Here is an 18,825-nt window from a genome sequence, read left to right as displayed (position 1 = left end):
ATCATGACGCAGCTTTATCCCAATCTGATCAATGGTGAACTTGTCACCACGGCAACCTCGCTTGATGTCGTGAACCCGGCGAACGAACAGGTTATCGGCAGCGTGCCTGCCTGTGGCGCTGCCGAACTGGACCGTGCGGTTGCCGCCGCGCGGACCGCGTTCAAAACCTGGTCGAAGACGCCGGTGGATGATCGCCGCGCCGTCATCCGCAACATGGCCGCCGCCGTCGAAGCGAACTTCGACGAACTCTATCGCCTGCTCACCAGCGAACAGGGCAAGCCGCATCATCAGGCGCAGCACGAAATCGGTGCCAGCGCCGCGATCATGAGCGCGCAGTCCACCCTCAGCCTTGAAGAGACGATCAACGAGGATAGCGATACGCGCCTCAGCCGCACGCGCCGCGTGCCGGTGGGCGTTGTCGCGGGGATCGTGCCGTGGAACTTCCCGGTGCTGATGGCCGTGCAGAAGATCGCGCCCGCCATCCTGTCGGGCTGCACCATCGTGCTCAAGCCGTCGCCGTTCACGCCGCTGACCACGCTGAAGTTTGCCGAACTGATCAAGGACATCGTGCCCGCAGGCGTCGTCAACATCATCACCGGCGAAGATTCGCTGGGGCCGTTGATGACCTCGCACCCCGATATCGACAAAATCACCTTCACCGGATCGACCGCCACCGGCAAGCGCATCATGGAAGGCGCTTCGAAAGACCTGAAGCGCATCACGCTTGAACTTGGCGGTAACGACGCTTCCATCGTTCTGCCCGATGCCGATGTGGCAAAGGTTGCCGAACAGCTTTTCTGGTCCAGCTTCACCAACGCCGGCCAGATCTGCGTCGCGGCCAAGCGGGTCTATATCCACGAAGACATCTATGACGAGATGAGCGCCGCGATTGCCGAATATGCCAAGGGCGTGACGGTTGGTGACGGCGCCAATCAGGGCACCGGCGTTGGCCCCATCCAGAACAAGAAGCAGTTCGAGCGCGTGTGCGAACTGATTCAGGACGCCAAGGACAACGGCTACAAGTTCCTCGTCGGTGGCGATGTCGATCCTTCGGGTTCGGGCTATTATGTGCCGATCACCATCCTCGACAACCCGCCCGAAGACGCACGCATCGTGGCCGAAGAGCAGTTCGGACCGGTCATGCCGCTGATGAAGTTCTCGACCGAAGAGGAAGTCATCCAACGCGCCAACAATTCCGACTACGGCCTTGCGGGCGCAGTGTGGACCAAGGACGCGGAACGCGGCGTGAAGATTGCCGAACAGCTTGAAACTGGCACGGTGTGGATCAACGAATTCCTCCACCTCTCGCCCTTCGCGCCCTTCGGCGGTCACAAGCAGTCCGGCTTTGGCGCTGAATACGGCATCGAAGGCCTGAAGGAGTTCACCTACACGCAGGTGATCACCGTCAAGAAGGACGCGCTGGTCTGATCCGCGCCTGAATGCTGAAGCCAGCTCTGCCGTATCGCGGCAGGGCTGGCTTGACGCTGCCAAACAAAGGAACAATTCCGTGCCCATCGACCTTTCGAAGATCAAGGCCATCGACGTTCACGTCCATGCCGAGATTTCGTGCCACGATCCCGAAGATCCGGTCATGGGCCAGTTCTTCGATGCGGCCAGCACCTATTTCAAGGCCCCGCGCGAACGGCCAAAAATGCCCGAAATCGTCGAGATTTACCGCGAACAGCAGATCGCTTTCTGCATGTTCACAGTCGATGCCGAATGCGGCATGGGGGCCAAGCGCGTGTCGAACTACGAAGTCGCTGAAATGGCGCTCAAGAACGACGACATCTGCATCGCCTTTGCCTCTATCGACCCGCACAAGGGCAAGTTCGGCGCGCGAGAAGCGCGTGACCTGATCGAGAACTATGGCGTGAAGGGCTTTAAGTTTCACGGCATCGCCCAGAACTGCCACCCGGCAGATCGCGTCGGCTATCCGATCTATGAAGTCATTGCCGAATACGGTCTACCTGCCATCTTCCACACCGGCCATTCCGGCATGGGCACAGGTATGCCCGGCGGCGGCGGGATGCGCCTGAAATACGGCCAGCCCATGCTGGTGGATGACGTTGCGGTCGATTTCCCCGACATGAAGATCATCCTTGCCCACCCGTCATGGCCGTGGGTGGATGAAAGCCTGTCGATGGCGCTGCACAAGAACAACGTGTTCATTGATCTGTCCGGCTGGTCGCCTAAATACTTCGCGCCGCAGATCATCCAGTACGCCAACACGCAACTGAAGAAGAAGATGCTGTTCGGCTCCGACTTCCCGCTGATCCACCCGCAAAAGTGGATCGATGCGGCGCTGCAGGTCGGCTTCAAGGAAGAAGTCATGCCCGGCATCATGAAGGACAACGCCGCGCGCCTGCTTGGGTTAGCCTGAACGATGGCCGATCCGGTCGATATCCGGGCGTGGCAAAGGCTCGACGCCGAAACCACCACGTCTGGCCGGATCGAGGATAAGGACGTGGCGCGCCTTGCCGATCTTGGCGTGCGCCACGTCATCAATCTGGCACTGGAAACCCATCCCGAAGCGCTGGCAGGCGAGGGAGAGAAACTGGCCGCACACGGCATCGCCTATACCCACATCCCCGTGCCGTTCGATGCGCCGGGCGAGGATCACTTCGCCGCATTCGTCGATGCGGTGAAGGACGGCCCACAGCCCGTTCACGTCCATTGCATCATGAACTGGCGCGTTTCGGCCTTCTTCTACCGCCTCAACCGCGACCATCGCCAGATGCCCGAAGCCGAAGCCCGCGCCATCATGGAGCGCCAGTGGTCGCCCGAAGGGCATGACAGCAACGAGGCGCGGGTATGGGCCGCCTTCATCGCACGGAGCGATACGTGACCGATCTTACCGGCAAGCACATTGTCATTACAGGAGCTTCAACCGGCATAGGCCGCGCCACGGCAAAATGCTGCGTCGCGGCGGGCGCAAACGTCACCCTGATTGCCCGCCGCGCCGATCTGTTGGAACAGGCCGCACACGATCTCGGCGGCAACACCGCCTTCGCCGCTGCCGATGTGGCCAACAAGTCCGCGCTGCACGCCGCGCTTGATCATGCCGTCGCCGCCAATGGCCCGATTGACGGGCTGTTCCTCAACGCCGGGATCGGCGGCATGTTCGCGCCCGTTGAAGACTATACCGACGAAGCGTTCGATGCGGTCATGGCGGTCAACCTGAAAGGCGTGTTCTGGGCAATCCAGCACACATTACCCGCGATGAAGCAGCGCGCAACCGGTGCGATCCTCGTCACTGGCAGCCTTGCCAGCGAGCGCGGCTTGCCGATGAACGCGGGCTATGTCGCCAGCAAGCACGCGGTGCTCGGCCTGTCGCGCGCAGTGGCCAACGAAGCGGCGGAACACGGCGTGCGCTGCAATTGCATCGTGCCCGGCCTGATCGAAACCCCGATGCTCGATGGCCTTCCTCCGCAAGCCGCGCAACAAATGGCCAAGGCGGTCCCGCAGGGCCGCACCGGGCAGCCTGAAGAACTGGCGCAAGTCGCCGCCTTCCTTCTTTCCGATGCCGCCAGCCACGTGACCGGCCAAAGCTGGGCCGTGGACGGCGGCATGCTTGGCACAATGCGAGTCTGAACCGATGAGCCTGAAATACTACCACGCCGAACCGCTGGCGAACTCGTTGAAGTCTATGATTCCCCTGAAGGAAAAGGGGCTGGCTTACGAGAGCATCTATGTCGATCTGCACAAGTTCGAACAGCATCAGCCGTGGTTCACCGCCATCAATCCCGAAGGTCAGGTGCCTGTGCTGGACCATGATGGTGCGATCATCACCCACACCACCGTCATCAACGAATATCTGGAAGACGCCTTCCCCGATGCCCAGCCCGCCGACGCCCCGCTGCGCCCGCGCGATCCGGTGGGCGCAAGCCGGATGCGCTACTGGAACAAGTTCGTTGACGAACACGTGATGAACTTCGTTTCAATGCACGGCTGGCACCGCATGGTCGGCGTCATCGCACGCAACATCGAAAGTGGCGATTTCGAAAAGCTGCTGGAAAGCATTCCCTTGCCCGATCAGCGCAAGAAATGGGCCACCGCCCGCTCCGGCTTTTCCGAAGCAGACCTTGCCAATGCCACGGCGAAAATCGAATATGCTGTCGCCAAAGTGGAAGCACAACTTGGCCAAACCCGCTGGCTGGCGGGCGATACCTATACCCTTGCCGACATCAATTTTTATTCCCACTGCGGCATCATGGTTGAACGCATGTTCCCCGAAATGGAAATCGCCGCACGTGCCCCGCGCCTGTGCGAATGGCGCGACCGCATGACCGCCCGCCCAGCCATTGCCGAAGCGCTGAAGGGTGAAGACCGCACCGCACCGGGTCTCCGGGTCTGGTCGGGAGAAGTCCGCTGATGGCCGGTTTCGTTCTCATTCACGGTTCGTGGCACGGCGGCTGGTGCTTCGATCTGGTGGCGGACATTCTGCGTGCGCGGGGCCACACGGTTGTCGCGCCCACACTTCCCGGCATGGGCGGCACGGCAGCGGAAATGGCCGCTGTAACGCTGGATGGCTGGGGCGAATTTGCTGCGCAGCATTGCCGCGATTTGAAAGCGCAAGGCGTTGGGCCGGTGGTTCTCGCCGGGCACTCACGCGGAGGGCTTGTCGTCTCCACGGCGGCAGAGCGCGATCCGGCTGCGGTGGATGCACTGGTCTATATCTGCGCGATGATGCTGCCCGATGGCATGAGCCGCGCCGAATTCAAGCAGCTTGAAGGTGCCAACCCGGCCTTCGATGGCATCATCCGCAAGGTTCATGAAGGCGTGGCGACAGAGATCGATGCGGCAAATGCTGCGCCGGTGTTCGCCCAGCTTTCACCGCCTCATCTGGTCGCGGCAGCAATGGCGCGCCTGATGGCCGAACCCCACGCGCCACGCGCACAGAAGGTCCATGTCACGCCCCACCGCTGGGGCAGCCTTCCGCGCACCTATGTGGAGTGCACCGAAGACCGCACCATCCCGATCGACAGCCAGCGCCGAATGCTGCACTTTTCACCCGGTGCAAACGTAGTGACGCTGCCCGCAGATCACAGCCCCTATCTGTCCTTCCCGATGGAACTGGCCGATGCGCTGGAAGGTGCGATTCCGGCCTAGTCGCCGAAGAAGTTCAGTTCCAGCAGCACGTTGTTGGGGTCTGCGGTAAATATCTGCCGCAGACCGATGGCCTCTACTGTGTTGGTCTGGCAATCCAGCCCCAACGCGCTGATGCGGCGCAGCGTTTCATCATAGCCTGAACAGTTCAATGCCACGTGATGGATCGCCCCGGTCAACGATCCCGGCTGCACGTCGCGGTCATAGGCGCGCGGGCAATCCACGGCGTTGATGTGAACGATGGCCTTGCCGCCCGCATCATACATCCACTGCGCGTTCTGCGGCGTGAGCGGCGGCGGCCCATCGCGCCGCTCCAGCCCCAGCAGGGCGCGATAGAACTCTGCCGTCTCGTCGAGACGGTCGGTGATGATATTGACGTGGTCCAGCGCGTTGACGTGCATTGTCTCTCTCCCGCAGCAAAACGGCGGCAGGAGCATGGTGCCCCCGCCGCCGCCAGATCTCAACTGATCAAAGCGCTCAGCTTTTGAACACAACAGTCTTGTTGCCGTTCACCAGCGCGCGGTCTTCCAGATGGAGTCGCACTGCTTCGGCCAGCACGCGGCGTTCCACATCGCGGCCCTTGCGTACCAGATCTTCCGGGCTGTCGGCATGGGTCACCGTTTCCACGTCCTGATGGATGATCGGGCCTTCATCGAGGTCGGCGGTCACATAGTGGCCGGTCGCACCGATCATCTTCACCCCGCGTGCGTGCGCCTGATGATAGGGCTTGGCACCCTTGAAGCTGGGCAGGAAGGAATGATGAATATTGATGCAGCGACCCGAAAGGAACGCAGCCAGATCGTCGGAAAGGATCTGCATATAGCGCGCCAGCACCACCAGTTCCGCGCCCGTTTCGGTAACGATGCGCTTCACTTCGGCTTCCTGTTGCGGCTTGGTGTCCTTGGTGATGGGCAGGTGGTAATAGGGAATGTCACCGATCAGCGAAATGTTCAGCGCTTCCTTGGGGTGGTTGCCCAGAATTGCCACCACATCCATCGGCAGTTCGCCAATGCGGGTGCGATAAAGCAGATCGCCAAGGCAGTGGTCGAACTTGCTGACCATCAGCACCACCTTGCGGTTCACCGATGTGTCGCGCAGGTTCCATTCCATCGAAAATTGCTGCGCAACAGGCGCAAATGCTGCACGGAACTGGTCAACTGATCCCGCGCCCGGATCGAAGACCACGCGCATGAAGAACTTCCCGCTCAGGGGGTCATCAAACTGCTGGGCTTCACGGATGTTGCCGCCAGCTTCGAATAGATTGCCCGTCACGCGCGAGACGATCCCCGGCTTGTCCTCGCAAGATAGCGTCAGAATCAGCGATGCGCTCATCAAAATCTCTCCCGTTTGTGCCGCGCTCATAAGGCGCAACATTTCCCATTGCGAATCTCTGCGGAGATTGTATGTGTTGCATACAAGTTTTTCAACTCGTCTTTTCAAACTTGGCCATTTCACAGTCGGGAGAGTTCAACATGGCAAAGAACCTCGAAGAGGTAATCAACGAGAACGGCAATGTGGTCGAAATGCTGCGCAACTCGCAGCTTGGTGCATATGTCTATCCGGTCGTCGCACCGGAATTCTCGAACTGGCGTTCGGAGCAGTGGGCATGGCAGCACAGCGCCGTGCTGTTCGACCAGTCGCACCACATGGTGAACCTGTATATTCGTGGCAAGGACGCGCTGAAGCTGCTGTCCGACACCATGATCAACAGCCCCAAGGGCTGGGCCGTCAACAAGGCCAAGCAGTACGTTCCCACCACGCCTTATGGCCACGTCATCGGTGACGGCATCATCTTCTGGGAAGAAGAAGAATCGTTCACCTATGTCGGTCGCGCCCCTGCCTCGAACTGGCTGCGCTATCACGCTGCCACCGGCGGCTACGATTGCGAAATCGAACTGGACGACCGTTCGCCGATGCGTCCGATGGGCAAGCCCGTGACGCGCAAGGAATGGCGCTTCCAGATTCAGGGGCCGAACGCATGGGCCGTGATCGAAAAGCTGCACGGCGGTCCGCTCGAACAGCTCAAGTTCTTCAACATGTCGACGATGAACATCGCCGGCAAGACCGTGCGCACGCTGCGCCACGGCATGTCGGGCGCACCGGGTCTTGAAATCTGGGGCCCCTATGCAGAGCAGGAAGAAATCCGCGCCGCCATTCTGGAAGCGGGCAAGGAATTCGGCCTGATCGCTTGCGGCAGCCGCGCCTATCCTTCGAACACCCTGGAGTCGGGCTGGATCCCGTCGCCGCTGCCCGCCATCTACACCGGCGAAAAGCTGAAGGGCTTCCGCGAATGGCTGGCGGCTGACAGCTACGAAGCAACCGGTTCCATCGGCGGGTCGTTCGTTTCGGAAAACATCGAAGACTACTACCTCAACCCGTGGGAACTGGGTTACGGCAACTTCGTGAAGTTCGACCATGATTTCCACGGTCGTGAAGCTCTCGAAGCGCTGAACCCCGCCGAACAGCGCAAGAAGGTGACGCTGGCTTGGCATCCTGAAGACATGGCCAAGATCATGGCTTCGATGTTCAACCCCGATGGTGAAGCGTACAAGTTCTTCGACGTTCCGCTCGCGAACTATGCGTCGTCGAACTACGATCGCGTTGTCGATGCCGATGGCAAGACCGTTGGCCTCTCGATGTTCACCGGCTTCTCCTACAACGAAAAGCAGGCGCTTTCGCTCGCCACGATCGATCCCGAAATCCCGTTCGGGACCGAACTGCACGTGGTCTGGGGCGAAGAAAACGGCGGCACCAGGAAGACCACCGTCGAACCGCACAAGCAGCTCAACGTCCGCGTGATCGTCTCGCCGGTTCCGTACAGCCGCGTTGCGCGTGAAGCCTACGCCGAAGGCTGGCGCACCGCTCGCTAAGGCCAATCAAACAGGCTCCGCCCGGATCACCGCAAAGGTGGCCGGGCGGATCGCCCAAGACTCAATGAGGATCCCGATCATGGCAACACCCCAAATCCATCCCAACTGGGACAAGGTGCCCAACGGGATCACCGATGGTTTCTCGCTTGAGATGACCGCGAAGGACGAAGCGTCGCTGCGCGATGCTGCCCCGCTCATCCCGGCTGAAACCCCAATTGCGATTACTTTCCTCCCCGGTGAGGATGTTGCCGCCCGCGTTGCGGCCACAGTTGCGGTGCGCGAACTCGGCTTTGAGCCGATGCCCCATTTCTCCGCCCGCCGGATCACATCGGAAGACGATTTCGAAGGCTACTTGCGCGCCGTGGTCGAACAGGCTGGCGTTGAGCGCTGCTTCATCGTCGCAGGCGATCCGCCCGAACCGGTCGGCCCTTATTTCGATACCTCTGCGCTGATTGCCACCGGCGCGTTCGAACGCAGCGGCATCAAGGCCATCGGCATCGGCGGGCACCCCGAAGGGCATCCCAACATGACCGAAGCTGAATGCTGGGCGGTGCTGGAAAAGAAGGTGGCCGATATCACCGCGCGCGGCATGGCCCCGCTGATCGTCACCCAGTTCGGCTTCGATCCCGATGCTTTCCTGAACTGGCTCAAGGAGTTGCGCGCGCGCGGCATCGATGCCCCGGTCCGCATCGGCGTGCCGGGGCCCGCCGGGATCAAGCGCCTGCTGGCCTTTGCTGCCCGCTGCGGCGTCGGTGCCTCCACCTCGGTGCTCAAGAAATACGGTATCTCGGTCACGAACCTGCTCGGCACGGCCGGACCGGACAAGCTGGTCGATGCCTTCGCGCGCGGCCTTGGCGCCGAACATGGCAAGGTCCGCCTGCACTTCTACCCCTTCGGCGGTCTGACCAAGACCCTCGAATGGCTGCAGGGCTACAATAAGAAGCACGGCATCAATCAGTGACCGATTTCGTGCTGGTCCACGGCGCATGGGGCGGCAGCTTTGCATGGGATCGCCTGAAAGCCGATCTCATCGCCGCCGGCCACCGCGTCCTCGCCGCCGACCTGACGGGCCTCGGCCGTCGCAAGGCAGAGTTCCATCCCGGCATCACGCTGACGACGCACATCGATGATGTCTGCGCCCAGATCGCCGACGCGGGGTTAGACCGCTTCGTGCTGGTCGGCCATTCGTGGGGCGGCATGGTGATTACCGGCGTTGCCACGCGGCTTGGCAGCCGGATAGACGCCATCGTCTATGTCGATGCCTTCCTGCCGCGCGATGGCCAGTCGCTTTGGGATCTGACCGGCGATTGGGAACACAACCACTATATCGGCAGCCAGAAGCACAGCCCCGGCGCAGTCGCCCCACTGCCGGGCCTTGAAAGCGCGGTCCTATCGCCGCATCCGTTGCTCACGCTGGTAGAGGCGGTGCGCTTCACCGGCGAGGAAGCGAAAATCCCTCGGCGCATCTATGTCTTCGCCAATGGCTGGCAGCCTACACCGTTTGCGAAGTTTGCCGACGCCGTGCAGGACGATCCCGCGTGGGAATATCACGAGGCTGAGGCCAGTCACGATTTGATGTCGGATCAGCCGGAACAGTTGTTGCAGATCGTGCTGGGTTGCGCCTGATTTACGGGCATTCTGGCTGCGTTTTGAACACCTTGGTGCCACCTGGGTGCATCTAGGTGCATCTAGGTGTCGTTCGGAAAATGCCTCTCAACCCTGGGCGGCGAGGCTTTGCATCCGCTTGAGATAACGCGCCAGCACGTCGATTTCGAGATTGACCTTCCGCCTCGGCGCGAGCGTTCCCAGCGTGGTTACCTCGGCGGTGTGCGGGATGATGTTCAGCGCGAAATGGCATGATCCGTCGGGCTGGTCGGCAATCTCGTTCACCGTCAGCGATACGCCATCGACGGTGATGGAACCCTTTGCCGCGATATAGGGCGCGAGTTCCTTCGGCGCGGAAATGCCGATCTTCAGCGATGCGCCTTCGGGGCAAATTCCCACCACTTCGCCCACCGCATCGACATGGCCCGTCACGATATGCCCGCCCAGTTCATCGCCCAGCTTGAGCGCGGGTTCGAGATTGAGCGGGGCACCGGCCTGCCACTGTTCGGGCGCGGTGCGGCTGACCGTTTCGCCCGAAACGTCCACCGCGAACCAGCCTTCACCCGCCACGCCGCCTCTATCGACCACCGTCAGGCACACGCCCGAACAGGCGATGGAAGCGCCAATGGCAATCTTTGCGGGGTCCATCGCGCAGGAAATGGTGATGTGACGGTCGCCCATTTCCTCGATCGAGAGGATATTGCCGACTTCGGTGACGATCCCGGTGAACATTGAAATCTCCTTCAGCGGACCCGCTCGTAAACGTCCAGCGCATCGCTGCCAAGCGTCCGCCTGTCGACATTGTGCCAGCGCCCGTGCGTTTGCGCCAAAGACTCCAAGCCGATGTCTGCGATGCACGGCAGGCCATTCCCGACGATGATCGGCGCGCGGTAGATCAGCAGCCTGTCAACCATATCGGCGGCGAGAAAGGCCGCTGCCGCCTGCGCGCCGCCTTCAACGAAGAGATACTGCGCATCGCCAAATGCGCCGGGCGCGGCAATATCTGAAACCGCCGTCCATCCTGCAGGTGCGTCCCCGCGCGTCAGAACCAACCGCCGCGGACTGCGCTGTTCCAGCCCCGGTAGACGCACGTCGAGCCGGGGGGCATCGGAGCGCAACGTGCCGCCGCCCACAAGGATGGCGTCTGCCCGCGCGCGTTCCGCATGGCAATGCGCCCGCGCTTCCGGCCCGGTGATCCACTGGCTGGACCCGTCCGCCAGCGCGATCTTGCCGTCGAGCGAGGTTGCGAGTTTCAACGTAATGTGCGGTCGGCCCGAAGCGGTGCGCGTCAGGTAGCCCGCCAGCGATTCCCGCGCCGCAGGGCAGGGCGCCAGTTCCGCCGCAATGCCTGCCGCCCGCATCGCAGCGATCCCGCTGCCCGCCGTGCGCGGGTCAGGGTCTTCAACGCCGATCACCACGCGCGCAAGGCCGCTTTCCAGCGCCAGCGACGTGCACGAAGGCCCGCGCGTGCTGGCGTGGGCGCAAGGTTCCAGCGTTACGTAGAGCGTCGCGCCCTGCGCCGCCGCGCCTGCCTGGGCCAGCGCGCCTGCTTCGGCATGAGGCCTTCCGCCAGCCTGCGTCCACCCGCGCCCGACAACTATGCCGTGCTTGACGATCACCGCGCCAACCGCAGGGTTCGGCCTGCTCAGCGGGCGTCCACGCGCGGCCAGCGCAGCGGCTGCATTCAGCCAGCGCTGGTCTTCCGCCGCGCTCATTCGCCGGTGTTTTCGGACTTTTCCCGGAACTTCTTTTGTTCGGCCTCGAACACCGGGTTCTTCACCAGATTGCGGTCAAGGATCGCCTTGCGTTCGGCGTCGATCTTGGCCTTGATCGCGGCGCGCTCGGCATTGCCTTCTTTATAGGCCTTGTCGGCATCGACCCCGGTGGCATTGCCCACTGCGCGATACATCTGGCGCACGCGCTCAGCGCTGGCTTCCTCTTCAGCCTCGGCAGCACGGGCCTTGGCGCTGGCTTCGCGGTTTTCCGCAAGGATTTCAGCGTCGGTGCGGCCTTCGAGGAAGCTGGGGAAATAGATGATCTCAGGCGGGCGGGGCAGACCCCTGCCGCCCTGCTGGCTCATCACATAGAACACGCCGCCGGTGACCGCCGCTGCCATTAGCAGGCCGACCAGACGGTATTCGCTTGGAGCGCCAAGCACTTCCCACAGATCGACGGCGGCGCGGCGCGGGGAGACGTTGCGGAAAAAACCCTTCATGCGCGCCTAGATAGAGGTTCGACGGCCATTTCGCTAGTTCTCACCCGAATGGTGCATAAAGCGTGCGCCCGAACCGCTTGAGCCAGCGGTTCGCCGCGTCAATTTGGCCTTCATAAAGCGCTGCAAGATGTGCGTGGAAAGCCGGGCTGTGATCGAAGTGCCGCATATGCGCGACTTCGTGCGCCACGACCGAACGCCGCACGAAATCGGGCGCCATGATCAGCCGCCAGTTGATGCGGATCGTGCCGTCCGAAGCGCAACTGCCCCAGCGCCGCTGGGCGCGTGACAACGAAAGCCGTGGCAGTGGCTCTCCGGCACGGGTGCAATAATGCGTCAGATCCTCGGCACACTGCCGCAGCGCTTCGCTTTCAAGCCACTTTTGCAGCCGGGATGATAGGCCCTCGGCAGGGCCGCCCACGATCACGCGCCCCTGTTCTATCACTGGCTTACGCCGCGCTGACGTCTGCCAGGCGATCAACAGCGTTTCGCCACGAAACAGCAGGCTTGCATCAGGCGCGATAGCCGCCGCTTCTGGCAGACGTTCCAGTTGCCCGGCCAACCAGTCCGCCCGATCACGCGCAAAGGCTTCGGCATCGCCCACGCGGCCCCATGCCGGGATGGACACGCGCGCTTCGCTGCCATCCGGGGCGAGCCGCAATGTCATACGCCGGGCATGGCCGACTTTGCGGATTACCAGCGGCAGATCGCGCCCGCCCACGGCGATCATGCGCCGCGATACGCCCTTGGGCGCTGGCGCTTCCTTGGCGCGCGGATCGGCCTTGCGCAGCCAATCGAGCATTCCGCGTGTTTCACGCATCGAAATGGTCCGCTGGCACGATATGCTCTTCCAGCGGCCCCGCCACGACCTCGCTGATGGCCTTGCCGACGACCGATTGGCCTGCGCGATGAACCGCATCGCGATCACCGCAGATCAGGTAATGCCATTCGGGCAGGGGATCGCCATCGGCGCGCAGGCGATAGGCGCAGGTATCGGGCAGCCACGGCAACTGCCGCGCCAGCTTGGGCGTCAACCGCAGGCAATCGGGCACGAAAGCGCGCCGGTGCTTGTAATCGCTGCAACGCGCGGTCTTCAGGTCCAGCAGCTTGCACGCGACATTGGTGTGATAGACATCGCCGGTCGCATCATCTTCCAGCTTGTGCAGGCAGCACTTGCCGCAGCCATCGCACAGGGCTTCCCACTGCTCGCGGCTCAGGGCCTCGACCGGCCTTTCCCAGAAGCGGTCAGCGCTCAATGCACCCACTTTTCAAGGTCGGTGGCAACGGCTTTGGCATCCTTGTCTGCCGGGAGCAGCGCAATCGGTTCCCCCTTCGGACCCATCAGGAACACGCCACGGCTGTGGTCCATCAGATAGGCGTCGGGCGTGCCGCCATCGCGCTTGGCGTAAAACACCGCCCACTTCTTCGCAACGTCGGCAATCTGCGTTTCTGTCCCGGTAAGGCCGATAACGTTCGGCCCGAAATTCGCGGCAAAGGCACCGACCACTTCGGGCGTATCGCGCTGCGGGTCGATAGTGATGAAGATCGGCACGACCTTGCCGGCAAGATCGGGATGCGCCTTTTCAAGCTGGCGCACGCCGAGGCCGATGTTTTGCATGTCGACCGGGCAAACGTCGGGGCAGAAGGTGTAACCGAAATAGACGATGCGGTATTTGCCGTTGAAATCGCTCCACTTCACTGGCTTTCCGTCTTTGCCGGTCAGCGTGAAATTGCCGCCAATGGCTGCGCCTTCCAATGGCGGGCTTTCGCCCACGCTTCCGCCACAGGCCGAAAGTGCGAAAGTGCAGGTTGCCGCAAGGGCGACGGCTAACGATTTGAAGGTGCTGGTCATGGCGCGCCGGTTCATGCTCTGCTAACCGTGACCTTGCAAGAGGCGAGTCCATCCGGCCGGTAAGGCTGCAGGGGCGCGCAACAGGAGGAATGAATGCTTTCGATTATCCGCAGGCCGCTGACCGTGGTGGCGATCCTGCTGGCTGCTGCCACCGCTATTCCTGCGCAGGCCCAGTTCTCCGAAAGCTACAAGTTCCTTGAAGCCGTTCGCAAGAAAGAGGGCGACAAGGTGACCGAGGCTTTGAACGAGCCGGGCACCCAGATCGTCAACACCAAGGATTACACCACCGGCCAAACCGGATTGCACATCGTCACCGCGCGCCGCGACCTCACGTGGGTGCAGTTCCTGATCGCCAAGGGCGCGAACGTGAATGCACGCGACAATCGGGGTGTTACCCCGCTGGTGCTGGCCTGTGAAATGGGCTTCATCGAAGGCGTGGACGAACTGATCAAGTCTGGCGCGCGCATTGATGAGGCGAACAATACCGGCGAAACCCCGCTGATCAGTGCGGTCCATCGCAAGGATCTGGCGCTGGTGCGGATGCTGATCAAGGCCGGGGCCAACCCCGACCGCCCGGACAATTCCGGTCGTTCCGCGCGCGATTATGCCACGCTGGACAAGGGCAGCGCGGTGCTTGGCGAAATCGAGCGGTCGACCACCGAAGCCAAGGGCACTGCGCCCAAGAAGACCTATGGACCTTCTTTCTGAGCCGGGCATTGTAGGCATATGACTGAAGATACCTCGCTCGAAGCCCTGCGCCTCCGCCTTGCTCCGGCCATTGCCGAGTCTGCCGCCTTTGATGGCTGGAAGAGCGAGGCTGTGACCGCAGCCGCCGAAATGGAAGGCGTTGATCCGGCGCTGGCCGCATTCGCTTTCGATGGCGGCGCGATGCAGATGATCACGGCGTGGATCGAACGGATCGATGCCGATATGGCCGCCGCGCTGCCCGCCAGCCAGCTGGGTAACCTGCCGATCCGTGAGCGTATTCGCCGTCTCGTGCAGTTCCGACTTGATGCGCTGGTGGGCAAGGAGGAGGCGCTGCGTCGCGCGCTGGCCATCATGGCCATGCCGCAGAACGTGCCCGCCGCCACGCGGCTCGGCTGGTCCAGCGCGGATGCGATGTGGCGGCTCGCGGGCGATGTGGCGACCGATTACAACCATTACACCAAGCGCATGACGCTCGGCTCGATCTATGCCGCCACGCTGGCCTATTTCGCGCAGGACAGCAGCGAGGGGCATGAAGAAACGCGCGCGTTTCTGGATCGCCGGATCGAGAACGTGATGCAGTTCGAAAAGGCCAAAGCCAAGCTGCTCAAGCCGCGCGACGAGACCTTCTCGCTGATGCGCCTGCTGGGAAGGTTGCGTTACCCGGCAGCTTGAGCCGGAACCTTCTTTTTGATCCAGAGCAATTCTATTGCGAATGACTTGCAATCACCCCCGCGCTATGGCAGCGGGAACTGGTGACGCTCGATCAACTCCCCCTGAACACGCCTGCGCGAATCGCGTCGGTTGATTGGTCCGCGCTCGTTGCGGAAGAGGCGCAGCGCCTGCGCGCGCTTGGGCTGGATGAAGGGGCGCGGGTCAGCCTTGCCTATCGCGGGGTGTTCATGGGGCGTGATCCGCTGGCGGTGGAGGTTGGCCGCATGACCGTGGCCCTGCGTCGGGTCCACGCCCGCGCGATGACGGTTGAGGCGCTTTCCGAAAGGGGTGCGGCATGAGCCGGATGCCGACAGTCGCCGCGCTGGTCGGCAACCCGAACGCGGGCAAGAGCGCGCTGTTCAACGCGCTGACCGGTGCGCGTCAGAAGATCGCCAACTATCCCGGCGTTACCGTTGAGCGCAAGGCAGGCCGCCTGCTGCTGCCATCGGGTGAGCCGGTGGAACTGGTCGATCTGCCCGGTTCCTATGGCCTTGATGCCACCAGCCCGGACGAGGAAGTGACCCGCAAGGTCATCATGGGTGAGCAGGAAGGGCAGGCGAAGCCCGACGTGATCGTGCTGGTGCTCGACAGCTCCAACCTCGAGCAGCACCTCGTCTTCGCGCAGGAAGTGATTGAACTGGGCTGCCCCACCGTGGTTGCGCTCAACATGGTCGATCTGGCAGAGCGCGATGGCCTCACGCTCGATCCCGCCGCGCTGCAAACCGCACTGGGCGTGCCGGTGATCCCCACCGTCGCCGTGCGCCGTCGCGGCCTGACCGAATTGGCCGCTGCCATTGGCGAAGCGCGCGAACGGCCAGAGGCTGCGCATCCCGCGCCGCGCCCGCACGTTACTCTGCCCGAACGGCGGATGCTGGCGCACCAGATGGCGCAAGGGGCGATCCTTTCGGAAACCGCGAAGCATCGCATCCATGCGCGTATGGACAAGCTGCTGCTGCACCCTTGGGCCGGGCCGCCGATCCTGTTCGCGCTGCTTTTCGTGGTGTTCCAGGCGGTGTTCACCTGGGCCACGCCTTTTGCCGATGGCATTGAGGCGCTTGTCGGTGCAGTCGGCGATTTCGCCAAGGCCACGCTGCCCGAAAGCCTTCTGCGCGATCTCCTCACCGAAGGCGTTATCGCGGGTGTCGGCTCGGTGGTAGTGTTCCTGCCGCAGATCGTGATCCTGTTCTTCTTCATCCTCGTGATGGAGGCGACCGGATACATGGCTCGCGCGGCCTTCCTGATGGACCGCATGATGGCAGGCGTTGGCCTTTCGGGGCGCAGCTTCATTCCGCTGCTGTCCAGCTTCGCCTGCGCAATTCCCGGCATCATGGCCACGCGCAGCATCACCGATCCCAAGGACCGGCTGACGACGATCCTGATCGCCCCGATGATGACATGTTCGGCGCGCCTCCCGGTCTATGCGGTGATCATCGCCGCGTTCATCCCCAACCGGGCAGTCGGCCCCGGCGTCGGTTTGCAGGGCCTCGTACTGTTCTGCCTCTATGTCGCAGGCATTCTGGGTGCGATGCTGGTGGCGCTGGTGCTGCGGCGCTCGGTGACGAAGGGCGCGGCTTCGGGCTTCATCATGGAATTGCCCAAGTATCAGCTTCCCACGGTGAAGGATCTGGCGCTGGGCTTGTGGCAGCGCGCGTGGATATTCCTGCGGCGTGCGGGGACGATGATCTTCACTGTCACCATTGCGCTGTGGATTCTGCTAAACTTCCCGCGTGCCGAACCGGGGCAGGATCAGATCAACGCATCGGTTGCAGGCACGCTGGCCAATGGCCTGTCGGTCGTTCTCGAACCCATCGGCTTCAACCGGGACATGAGCCTTGCCATCATTCCCGCGATGGCCGCGCGCGAAGTGGCGGTCAGTTCGCTCGCCACGACTTATGCCGTGCGGGCAGAGGACGAGGAGCAGGCCGCGCTTGATCTGGGCGAACAGCTGAAATCGCGCTGGACCTTGCCGATGGCATTGGCGTTCCTCGCATGGTTCGTGTTCGCGCCACAGTGCCTTTCGACCATCGCGGTTGCCCGGCGCGAAACCAATGGCTGGACATGGCCTGCCTTCATGCTCGCCTACCTCTTCGCGTTGGCCTATGCGGCGGCGGGGATTACGTTCTGGGCTGCGACTGCCGCCGGATTGGGCTGAAACGAAGCCTTCGGCTGTGGAAACGCTGCCACGGTGACTCGCCGTGGCGCGGGTCGATGCGCTAGGCAAGCCGCCAGATCAAAAGGGACACGATTCGATGGCAGGCAGCGTCAACAAGGTCATCCTCGTCGGCAACTTGGGTGCCGACCCGGAAGTGAAGAGCTTCCAGAACGGCGGCCGCATCGCCAACCTGCGTATCGCCACGTCTGAAAGCTGGAAAGACCGCGCCACCGGCGAAAAGAAGGAGCGCACCGAGTGGCACTCCGTGGTGATCAATTCGGATGGCCTTGTCGGCGTTGTCGAACGCTTTCTGCGCAAAGGCAGCAAGGTTTACATCGAAGGCCAGCTGCGCACCCGCAAGTGGCAGGACCAATCGGGCAATGATCGCTACACCACCGAAATCTCGGTTGGCGGCATGGGCGGCGTGCTGACCATGCTCGACGGCGCGGGCGGCGGTTCAGGCGGTGGCCGTTCGTCCGGCGGTGGTGGCTGGAATGATGGTGGTTCGTCGGGCGGCGGTTCTGGCGGTGGCAGCTACGGCGGTGGCGCGCGTGGCGGTGCCTCTTCGGGTGGCGCATCGCAGGGCGGTGGCTGGAACCAAGGCGGCGGCAGCGGCTTTGGCGACGATCTGGACGACGATATTCCGTTCTGAGCAAAACCACATTGCGCCCCCGCGCCTGAGAAAACTTGGGGGCGGGGGCCTCGGTGTTGTTATGGAACGGCAGCGTAAACCGACTGAGGCCCCCGCCTGCGCGGGGGCGCTTTCGTTTTTAGAAGAGGCTTTTTTAAGGACAGGCGATTTGAGACCGGGATCAAGTCCCCCGCGTATCTCCGTAAAGATGGATATGCAGCCGGTCGGTAAAGCGCCAGCCGCGCTCCAGCGCCTCTTCGGCCAGCCAGCGCGACCGTTCGCGCAAGATTGCACTGGCTGTGCCTTCGGGCATCACGAACAGATGATCGCTGGCAATACCAAACTGCTCCTGCAGCGCGGCAATCTCGGCAAGATCGGCGGGTGATGCCACCACGAACTTGAACCATGCGCGCGCATCCTGCGCCCATTCGGCCAGCCGCTCAGGCACCAGCGCCAGCGCGGCATCGTTCCCCGAATGCTTGAGCTTGGGGCTGACATTGAACTGGTCGATCAGCGGATCGAGTGCGGGGTGTACCGCCACGGTCCCGTTCGTCTCGATCTCCACATGCAGGGCAGGGCGCGCCGCTTTCAACAGAGCGACCACCCGCGCCAGCGCCGCGCCTTGCAGCAAAGGCTCGCCCCCGGTGATCACCAGCCGGTCTTCGGGGTGCGCAAGGATCAGCGCAGCGGCGTCCTCCTCGCTCATCGCGATCTGGTTTTCCGCCCGCTCGAACGCCACTTCATCGCGGTGCGGGCGATTGTCGCCTTCAAAGCGCCAGGTATAGGCTGTGTCGCACCAGCGGCAGGCGAGATTGCAACGGCTCAGGCGCATGAACACCGAAGGCCGCCCCAGCCCAAGGCCTTCGCCCTGTAATGAGGAGAAAACCTCCGCCTCGCCGGGGTTTACGGTGGCGAGCGTTAGCATGACTTTAAGCCCCCTCTTCTTCAGAGGAGGGGGTTTGGGGGTGGTGGCGCGCA

Annotated in this window: 23 protein-coding genes; 14 read left to right on the top strand and 9 right to left on the bottom strand. The window is 62.6% G+C overall.

The window, feature by feature from the left end; translation table 11 throughout:
• The first annotated feature begins 3 nt into the window (after positions 1 to 3).
• The 6 genes from HGI47_RS15265 to HGI47_RS15240 all read left to right on the top strand — a co-directional run bounded on the left by HGI47_RS15265 (position 4) and on the right by HGI47_RS15240 (position 5,109).
• Complete coding sequence (locus tag HGI47_RS15265) at positions 4 to 1,428, top strand: aldehyde dehydrogenase family protein (RefSeq protein WP_168853630.1); 1,425 nt, start codon at positions 4 to 6, stop codon at positions 1,426 to 1,428.
• Positions 1,429 to 1,507: 79 nt separating this feature from the next.
• Positions 1,508 to 2,380, top strand: coding sequence for an amidohydrolase family protein (locus HGI47_RS15260; protein WP_370521744.1), 873 nt, complete (start codon positions 1,508 to 1,510; stop codon positions 2,378 to 2,380).
• Positions 2,381 to 2,383: 3 nt separating this feature from the next.
• Positions 2,384 to 2,845: a beta-lactamase hydrolase domain-containing protein gene (locus HGI47_RS15255; RefSeq protein WP_168853629.1), complete on the top strand. Its 462-nt coding sequence runs from the start codon at positions 2,384 to 2,386 to the stop codon at positions 2,843 to 2,845.
• The gene (locus HGI47_RS15250; protein WP_168853628.1) at positions 2,842 to 3,591 is read left to right on the top strand and encodes an SDR family NAD(P)-dependent oxidoreductase; all 750 of its coding nucleotides are present in this window, start codon (positions 2,842 to 2,844) and stop codon (positions 3,589 to 3,591) included. The genes HGI47_RS15255 and HGI47_RS15250 overlap by 4 nt, the downstream gene beginning before the upstream one ends.
• A 4-nt stretch (positions 3,592 to 3,595) precedes the next feature.
• Positions 3,596 to 4,372, top strand: coding sequence for a glutathione S-transferase family protein (locus HGI47_RS15245; RefSeq protein WP_168853627.1), 777 nt, complete (start codon positions 3,596 to 3,598; stop codon positions 4,370 to 4,372).
• Positions 4,372 to 5,109 carry an alpha/beta fold hydrolase gene (locus HGI47_RS15240; RefSeq protein ID WP_168853626.1) on the top strand — a complete coding sequence of 246 codons (738 nt, stop codon included), beginning with the start codon at positions 4,372 to 4,374 and terminating at the stop codon, positions 5,107 to 5,109. Before HGI47_RS15245 ends, HGI47_RS15240 begins: the two co-directional genes overlap by 1 nt.
• On the opposite strand, the gene HGI47_RS15235 is transcribed toward HGI47_RS15240, so the two are convergent.
• The gene (locus HGI47_RS15235) at positions 5,106 to 5,507 is read right to left on the bottom strand and encodes a VOC family protein (RefSeq protein ID WP_168853625.1); all 402 of its coding nucleotides are present in this window, start codon (positions 5,505 to 5,507) and stop codon (positions 5,106 to 5,108) included. The genes HGI47_RS15240 and HGI47_RS15235 overlap by 4 nt on opposite strands.
• 76 nt (positions 5,508 to 5,583) lie before the next feature.
• Complete coding sequence (gene purU, locus HGI47_RS15230; protein WP_168853624.1) at positions 5,584 to 6,438, bottom strand: formyltetrahydrofolate deformylase; 855 nt, start codon at positions 6,436 to 6,438, stop codon at positions 5,584 to 5,586.
• A 140-nt stretch (positions 6,439 to 6,578) separates the two neighbouring features.
• On the opposite strand from purU, the gene HGI47_RS15225 reads away from it, so the two are divergent.
• The 3 genes from HGI47_RS15225 (at position 6,579) to HGI47_RS15215 (ending at position 9,602) form a co-directional block, all read left to right on the top strand.
• The gene (locus HGI47_RS15225; RefSeq protein ID WP_168853623.1) at positions 6,579 to 7,976 is read left to right on the top strand and encodes an aminomethyl transferase family protein; all 1,398 of its coding nucleotides are present in this window, start codon (positions 6,579 to 6,581) and stop codon (positions 7,974 to 7,976) included.
• 79 nt (positions 7,977 to 8,055) lie between these two features.
• The gene (locus HGI47_RS15220; RefSeq protein WP_168853622.1) at positions 8,056 to 8,937 is read left to right on the top strand and encodes a methylenetetrahydrofolate reductase; all 882 of its coding nucleotides are present in this window, start codon (positions 8,056 to 8,058) and stop codon (positions 8,935 to 8,937) included.
• Positions 8,934 to 9,602: an alpha/beta fold hydrolase gene (locus HGI47_RS15215; protein WP_168853621.1), complete on the top strand. Its 669-nt coding sequence runs from the start codon at positions 8,934 to 8,936 to the stop codon at positions 9,600 to 9,602. The genes HGI47_RS15220 and HGI47_RS15215 overlap by 4 nt, the downstream gene beginning before the upstream one ends.
• Before the next feature lie 87 nt (positions 9,603 to 9,689).
• Here HGI47_RS15215 and HGI47_RS15210 read toward each other — a convergent pair whose 3' ends face one another.
• From HGI47_RS15210 to HGI47_RS15185, 6 genes are read right to left on the bottom strand one after another with little or no spacing between them, the layout of a single operon-like run.
• Entirely contained in the window at positions 9,690 to 10,313 is a 624-nt protein-coding gene (locus HGI47_RS15210) for a riboflavin synthase (protein ID WP_168853620.1), read from the bottom strand.
• An 11-nt stretch (positions 10,314 to 10,324) separates the two neighbouring features.
• Positions 10,325 to 11,296 (bottom strand): bifunctional diaminohydroxyphosphoribosylaminopyrimidine deaminase/5-amino-6-(5-phosphoribosylamino)uracil reductase RibD, encoded by a 972-nt coding sequence (gene ribD / locus HGI47_RS15205; RefSeq protein WP_168853619.1) that lies wholly within the window; start codon positions 11,294 to 11,296, stop codon positions 10,325 to 10,327.
• Positions 11,293 to 11,796, bottom strand: coding sequence for a hypothetical protein (locus HGI47_RS15200; protein WP_168853618.1), 504 nt, complete (start codon positions 11,794 to 11,796; stop codon positions 11,293 to 11,295). Before HGI47_RS15200 ends, ribD begins: the two co-directional genes overlap by 4 nt.
• 40 nt (positions 11,797 to 11,836) lie before the next feature.
• Positions 11,837 to 12,595 (bottom strand): SprT family zinc-dependent metalloprotease, encoded by a 759-nt coding sequence (locus HGI47_RS15195; RefSeq protein WP_168853711.1) that lies wholly within the window; start codon positions 12,593 to 12,595, stop codon positions 11,837 to 11,839.
• Between the two features lie 10 nt (positions 12,596 to 12,605).
• The gene (locus HGI47_RS15190; protein WP_206066224.1) at positions 12,606 to 13,049 is read right to left on the bottom strand and encodes a YcgN family cysteine cluster protein; all 444 of its coding nucleotides are present in this window, start codon (positions 13,047 to 13,049) and stop codon (positions 12,606 to 12,608) included.
• Positions 13,046 to 13,660 (bottom strand): SCO family protein, encoded by a 615-nt coding sequence (locus HGI47_RS15185; RefSeq protein ID WP_168853616.1) that lies wholly within the window; start codon positions 13,658 to 13,660, stop codon positions 13,046 to 13,048. The genes HGI47_RS15190 and HGI47_RS15185 overlap by 4 nt, the downstream gene beginning before the upstream one ends.
• Before the next feature lie 78 nt (positions 13,661 to 13,738).
• On the opposite strand from HGI47_RS15185, the gene HGI47_RS15180 reads away from it, so the two are divergent.
• From HGI47_RS15180 to ssb, 5 genes are all read left to right on the top strand, one after another.
• Positions 13,739 to 14,353, top strand: coding sequence for an ankyrin repeat domain-containing protein (locus HGI47_RS15180; RefSeq protein ID WP_168853615.1), 615 nt, complete (start codon positions 13,739 to 13,741; stop codon positions 14,351 to 14,353).
• Positions 14,354 to 14,371: 18 nt separating this feature from the next.
• The gene (locus HGI47_RS15175; protein WP_168853614.1) at positions 14,372 to 15,025 is read left to right on the top strand and encodes a COQ9 family protein; all 654 of its coding nucleotides are present in this window, start codon (positions 14,372 to 14,374) and stop codon (positions 15,023 to 15,025) included.
• Between the two features lie 80 nt (positions 15,026 to 15,105).
• Positions 15,106 to 15,363, top strand: a complete 258-nt coding sequence (locus HGI47_RS15170) for a FeoA family protein (RefSeq protein ID WP_168853613.1) — start codon at positions 15,106 to 15,108, stop codon at positions 15,361 to 15,363.
• Positions 15,360 to 17,216: a ferrous iron transporter B gene (locus tag HGI47_RS15165; RefSeq protein ID WP_168853612.1), complete on the top strand. Its 1,857-nt coding sequence runs from the start codon at positions 15,360 to 15,362 to the stop codon at positions 17,214 to 17,216. The genes HGI47_RS15170 and HGI47_RS15165 overlap by 4 nt, the downstream gene beginning before the upstream one ends.
• 97 nt (positions 17,217 to 17,313) lie before the next feature.
• Positions 17,314 to 17,868 (top strand): single-stranded DNA-binding protein, encoded by a 555-nt coding sequence (gene ssb / locus HGI47_RS15160; protein ID WP_168853611.1) that lies wholly within the window; start codon positions 17,314 to 17,316, stop codon positions 17,866 to 17,868.
• A 160-nt stretch (positions 17,869 to 18,028) separates the two neighbouring features.
• Here ssb and HGI47_RS15155 read toward each other — a convergent pair whose 3' ends face one another.
• Positions 18,029 to 18,772, bottom strand: a complete 744-nt coding sequence (locus HGI47_RS15155) for a 7-carboxy-7-deazaguanine synthase QueE (protein WP_168853610.1) — start codon at positions 18,770 to 18,772, stop codon at positions 18,029 to 18,031.
• Between the last annotated feature and the right edge of the window lie 53 nt (positions 18,773 to 18,825).

It is taken from the genome of Novosphingobium sp. ERN07 (genome assembly GCF_012641335.1).
Classification (GTDB): domain Bacteria; phylum Pseudomonadota; class Alphaproteobacteria; order Sphingomonadales; family Sphingomonadaceae; genus Novosphingobium.
The sequence above is the reverse complement of the archived record's forward strand: the minus strand, read 5'-3'. Positions and strand labels throughout refer to the sequence as shown.

What these genes read in the sequence shown, in the direction of transcription:
- HGI47_RS15245 (WP_168853627.1), top strand. Translation starts at nt 3,596, where the DNA reads ATGAGCCTGAAATACTACCACGCCGAACCGCTGGCGAACTCGTTGAAG.
- HGI47_RS15210 (WP_168853620.1), bottom strand. Translation starts at nt 10,313, where the DNA reads ATGTTCACCGGGATCGTCACCGAAGTCGGCAATATCCTCTCGATCGAG.
- HGI47_RS15155 (WP_168853610.1), bottom strand. Translation starts at nt 18,772, where the DNA reads ATGCTAACGCTCGCCACCGTAAACCCCGGCGAGGCGGAGGTTTTCTCC.
- HGI47_RS15235 (WP_168853625.1), bottom strand. Translation starts at nt 5,507, where the DNA reads ATGCACGTCAACGCGCTGGACCACGTCAATATCATCACCGACCGTCTC.
- HGI47_RS15180 (WP_168853615.1), top strand. Translation starts at nt 13,739, where the DNA reads ATGCTTTCGATTATCCGCAGGCCGCTGACCGTGGTGGCGATCCTGCTG.
- HGI47_RS15200 (WP_168853618.1), bottom strand. Translation starts at nt 11,796, where the DNA reads ATGAAGGGTTTTTTCCGCAACGTCTCCCCGCGCCGCGCCGCCGTCGAT.
- HGI47_RS15195 (WP_168853711.1), bottom strand. Translation starts at nt 12,595, where the DNA reads ATGCTCGATTGGCTGCGCAAGGCCGATCCGCGCGCCAAGGAAGCGCCA.
- ribD (WP_168853619.1), bottom strand. Translation starts at nt 11,296, where the DNA reads ATGAGCGCGGCGGAAGACCAGCGCTGGCTGAATGCAGCCGCTGCGCTG.
- HGI47_RS15265 (WP_168853630.1), top strand. Translation starts at nt 4, where the DNA reads ATGACGCAGCTTTATCCCAATCTGATCAATGGTGAACTTGTCACCACG.
- ssb (WP_168853611.1), top strand. Translation starts at nt 17,314, where the DNA reads ATGGCAGGCAGCGTCAACAAGGTCATCCTCGTCGGCAACTTGGGTGCC.
- HGI47_RS15185 (WP_168853616.1), bottom strand. Translation starts at nt 13,660, where the DNA reads ATGAACCGGCGCGCCATGACCAGCACCTTCAAATCGTTAGCCGTCGCC.
- HGI47_RS15175 (WP_168853614.1), top strand. Translation starts at nt 14,372, where the DNA reads ATGACTGAAGATACCTCGCTCGAAGCCCTGCGCCTCCGCCTTGCTCCG.
- HGI47_RS15165 (WP_168853612.1), top strand. Translation starts at nt 15,360, where the DNA reads ATGAGCCGGATGCCGACAGTCGCCGCGCTGGTCGGCAACCCGAACGCG.
- HGI47_RS15220 (WP_168853622.1), top strand. Translation starts at nt 8,056, where the DNA reads ATGGCAACACCCCAAATCCATCCCAACTGGGACAAGGTGCCCAACGGG.
- HGI47_RS15225 (WP_168853623.1), top strand. Translation starts at nt 6,579, where the DNA reads ATGGCAAAGAACCTCGAAGAGGTAATCAACGAGAACGGCAATGTGGTC.
- HGI47_RS15255 (WP_168853629.1), top strand. Translation starts at nt 2,384, where the DNA reads ATGGCCGATCCGGTCGATATCCGGGCGTGGCAAAGGCTCGACGCCGAA.
- purU (WP_168853624.1), bottom strand. Translation starts at nt 6,438, where the DNA reads ATGAGCGCATCGCTGATTCTGACGCTATCTTGCGAGGACAAGCCGGGG.
- HGI47_RS15240 (WP_168853626.1), top strand. Translation starts at nt 4,372, where the DNA reads ATGGCCGGTTTCGTTCTCATTCACGGTTCGTGGCACGGCGGCTGGTGC.